At 68.1% G+C, this 3,694-nt stretch carries 4 protein-coding genes; 1 reads left to right on the forward strand and 3 read right to left on the reverse strand.

Annotated elements, in window-relative coordinates:
- On the reverse strand, positions 1–341 hold a 341-nt coding region (locus C5O18_RS07455; protein ID WP_241146776.1), incomplete at its 3' end, for a phospholipase D-like domain-containing protein.
- 9 nt (positions 342–350) lie between these two features.
- Positions 351–2,342: a carboxy terminal-processing peptidase gene (locus C5O18_RS07460; protein ID WP_206389785.1), complete on the reverse strand. Its 1,992-nt coding sequence runs from the start codon at positions 2,340–2,342 to the stop codon at positions 351–353.
- 134 nt (positions 2,343–2,476) lie between these two features.
- Here C5O18_RS07460 and nagZ point away from each other — a divergent pair, with 134 nt between their 5' ends.
- Positions 2,477–3,337: a beta-N-acetylhexosaminidase gene (nagZ, locus tag C5O18_RS07465; protein WP_105192831.1), complete on the forward strand. Its 861-nt coding sequence runs from the start codon at positions 2,477–2,479 to the stop codon at positions 3,335–3,337.
- 31 nt (positions 3,338–3,368) lie between these two features.
- On the opposite strand, the gene C5O18_RS07470 is transcribed toward nagZ, so the two are convergent.
- Positions 3,369–3,694 (reverse strand): type II toxin-antitoxin system PemK/MazF family toxin (locus C5O18_RS07470; RefSeq protein ID WP_105192833.1); only part of this gene is annotated, 326 nt, incomplete at its 5' end.

A 3,694-nucleotide genomic window follows, 5' to 3' on the forward strand; every position in this document is an offset into this window, starting at 1 on the left:
TCGCCGCCGGCGGCGCGCAGCTCGCGCGGCCAGCGCCAGCGCAGCTGCCCGAAACTGCCCAGCCAGTCGCAGAGCACGCAGACCCTGACGCCGGCGCGCGCGCGCTCGCAGAGCACGGCCAGCAGCTCACGGCCCCAGGCATCGTCGCAGATGCGGTAGTTCTCGATCAGGATCTGCCGGCGCGCGCCGGCCAGCATGGCCAGCGTGGCGGCTTCGTGTTCGCTGCTGTCGCGCAGCAGCTGCAGGCTGTGTCCGGGCTGCAGCGGGGCGCCGGTGGTCCGGGTGACCAGGGCATCGAGGCCGGCGTCACCCAGAGGCCTGCGTTCCGCGTGCGCCGGCATGCGGCCCCGTCAGCGGTCCGCCACCGGACGTGCGGGAGCGGAGGCAGGCGCCTTGCGGCGCGCGGTGTTTGGCGACTGCATCAGGTCGAGCAGTACTTCGCCGGCTTCGTTCAGCAGGGCCAGCTCTTCCGGACGTTCGAAGTTGGGGTCGTGGTCCGGGTTCTGCTTTTCCGCCAGGTCCTCGACATCCTTCCAGGTGTCCAGCGGATCCTGGCCCTTGGCCTGGCGGCGGCGGTTCTCGATGCCCAGGCGCTTGCCATCCAGCGCCTGTTTCTCGGCCAGGCGCGCCTTCTCGTTCAGGGTGGTGGTCTTCTGCTCCTTGATGTCGGCCAGCAGCTTCTGCTGATCGACCAGGTAGCGGATGTCCGGGCTCTTCTGTTGGCGCGTGCGCGAGGCCTGGCGCAGGCCCGGCAGGCGGCTGGCGAACTGGTCGATGCGCTGGTAGCGCGCGGCGCGGATGGTGTCCCAGGGCAGGGCGCCTTCCAGGGCGGACTCGCCGATCTCCTTGTCGTCGAACAGGTCGGGGAAGAACACGTCCGGCTCCACGCCCTTGTTCTGCGTGCTGGCGCCGGAGATGCGGTAGAACTTGGCTTCGGTGATCTTCAGCTGGCCGTGGCCGAGGTCGCGCATGGACTGCACCGTGCCCTTGCCGAAGCTGGTGCCACCGACCACGATGCCGCGACCGTAGTCCTGGATGGCGCCGGCGAAGATCTCGGCGGCCGAGGCCGACAGGCGATTGATGACCACGGCCAGCGGCCCGGTGTAGGCGATGTCCGGGTTGCCGTCGCCCAGGGTCTCGATGCGGCCGCGGGCGTCGCGCACCTGCACGGTGGGGCCGGTGCTGATGAACTCGCCGATCAGGTCGTTGACTTCCGACAGCGAACCGCCGCCGTTGTTGCGCAGATCCAGCACCAGGCCCTGGATGCGCTCCTGCTTGAGCTCGCCGATCAGCCGGTGCACGTCTCGGGTGGTGCTGCGGTAGTTCGGGTCGCCGGCCTGCATGCCCTGGAAGTCGGCATAGAACGCCGGCAGCTTGATCACGCCGATACGCCAGGTCTGGCCGTTGCGCTTGAGCTCGATCACCTTCTTGCTGGCAGCTTGGTCTTCCAGCGCCACGGCGGCGCGCACCAGACTGATCTCCTTGGCCGGGCCGCTGTCGCTGCCCGACGGCAGCACCTGCAGGCGCACCGTGGTGCCCTTGGCGCCGCGGATCAGCTCCACGACCTCGTCGATGCGCCAGCCGATCACCTCGGTGAAGTCCTTGTCGCCCTCGGCGACACCGACAATGCGGTCACCCGGCTTGATCTGGCGCGAGCGGTCGGCGGGGCCGGCCGGCACCAGGCGCACGACCTTGGTGTACTCGTCCTCGGTCTGCAGCACGGCGCCGATGCCTTCGAGCTGCAGGCTCATGTTGATGTTGAAATTCTCCGAGTTCCGCGGCGAGAAATACTGCGTGTGCGGATCGTAGGTCTCGGTGAAGGCGTTCATGAAGGTCTGGAAGGCATCTTCCGGCTTGGTCTGGCCGAGCGCGGTCAGCTGCGACTTGTAGCGCCGCTTCAGCGTGCTGATGATCTCGTCGCCGTTCTTGCCGGAGAGCTTGAGGCTCAGCGCCGCCGCCTTCAGGCGCAGGCGCCAGAGCTGGTCCAGCTCGGCGCGGCTGGTCGCCCAGGCGGACTCCTTGCGGTCGTTCTCGATCAGGGCGTTGCCGCTGAAGTCGAGAATGCCCTTGCTGTTCTTCTCCAGTTCGTTCTGGGCGAAGGTCAGGCGTTCGTACATGCGGTTCTGCAGCACGTTGAACATGCTGAAGGCAGGTATCAGCTGGCCGGTCTTGAGCTGGTCGTCGAAGCGAAGCTTGTTGACTTCGAAACGCTGGATGTCGCTGGCGAGGAAGTACACGCGCTGGCCGTCCATGGCGGCCAGGTAGCGCTTCCACACGGCCTCGGACAGCTGGTCGTTGAGCGGCGTCTTGTTGTAGTGCAGCACGCTGAGCTGGCGTGTCACCAGCCGCGCCACCTTGCTCTGCGCATCGGTCGGCTGCAGCGCTTCACGGGTTTGCGCAGCGGCGGCCGGGGCGCTGTTCAGCGCCAGCGCCGGCAGCGGCGTCGCGAGCAGGGCGATCNGCTCGCGGACCCCTGATGGTGGATGTCGGCGGTCTCGGCCTGACCGCCGAGGATCGTGAGGTGCTTGCCCATCCGCTGGTGGGCAGCGTGATCCTGTTCAGCCGCAATGTGGACACGCCCGAACAGATCAGGGCGTTGACCGACGACATGCGCGCGGTGCGGCCGAACCTGCTGATCGCCGTCGATCAGGAGGGCGGGCGCGTGCAGCGTTTCCGCGAAGGCTTCACCCGCCTGCCGGCCATGCGCGGCTTCGGCCACCAGTACGACAGCGACCCCGCCGCCGCGCTGGCCGCCGCCCGCGCCTGCGGCGAGCTGATGGCGCGCGAGGTCCGTGCCGTCGGTGTCGACTTCAGTTTCGCGCCGGTGCTGGACCTGGATGCCGGCGTCAGCGGCGTGATCGGCGACCGTGCCTTCCACAGCCGGCCGGAGCCGGCCATCGCGCTGGTGCGTGCCTTCATGCAGGGCATGAAGGCCGCCGGCATGATGACCATCGGCAAGCACTTCCCCGGCCACGGCTCGGTGGCCGCCGACTCCCACCTGGCCTTGCCGGTGGATGACCGCTCCTGGGCCGAGATCGAAGCCTACGACCTTCGCCCCTTCGCTGCGCTGGCTGCCGAGCTGGACGGCATCATGCCGGCGCACGTGGTCTACCCGCAGGTCGACCCGCTGCCGGCCGGCTTCTCGCCGTTCTGGCTGCGGACCGTGCTGCGCGAGCGCCTGGGCTTCAAGGGCGTGATCTTTTCCGATGACCTGTGCATGGAAGGCGCGGTCGGTGTCGGCCCCATGCGCGAGCGCGTCGATGTCGCCCTCGAGGCGGGCTGCGACGTGGTGCTGATCTGCAACAACCGGGCGGAAGTGCTGTGCGTGCTGAACTGAGGGGCGGCCGGGGCGCTGGCGTGGCCCCGGGTCAGAGCGGCAGCGCCAGATGTATTTTGATGGCTTCTTCCACGCCCAGCATGTCGGCCTTGGAGAGTTTATCCATCTGAGCTTTCAGTCGGGATTTGTCGGCGGCCATGATCTGGTCGGCCATGGCCTTGCTGCGCTGCCCGCCTGCGATGACCAGCGCCTCGCCCGGATAGATGCGCTCCGTGCTGCTGGTGAGCGGCACGACCACGACCCGGACCAGATGCCGGTTCGCTGCATCGTTGCTGACAATGACCGCAGGGCGGGTCTTGCGGATTTCACTGCCCACCGCCGGATCAAACTCCACCCACCAGACCTCACCGCGTTTCA

It is taken from the genome of Amnimonas aquatica (assembly GCF_002943415.1).
In the GTDB taxonomy this organism is placed as follows: domain Bacteria; phylum Pseudomonadota; class Gammaproteobacteria; order Pseudomonadales; family Moraxellaceae; genus Perlucidibaca; species Perlucidibaca aquatica_A.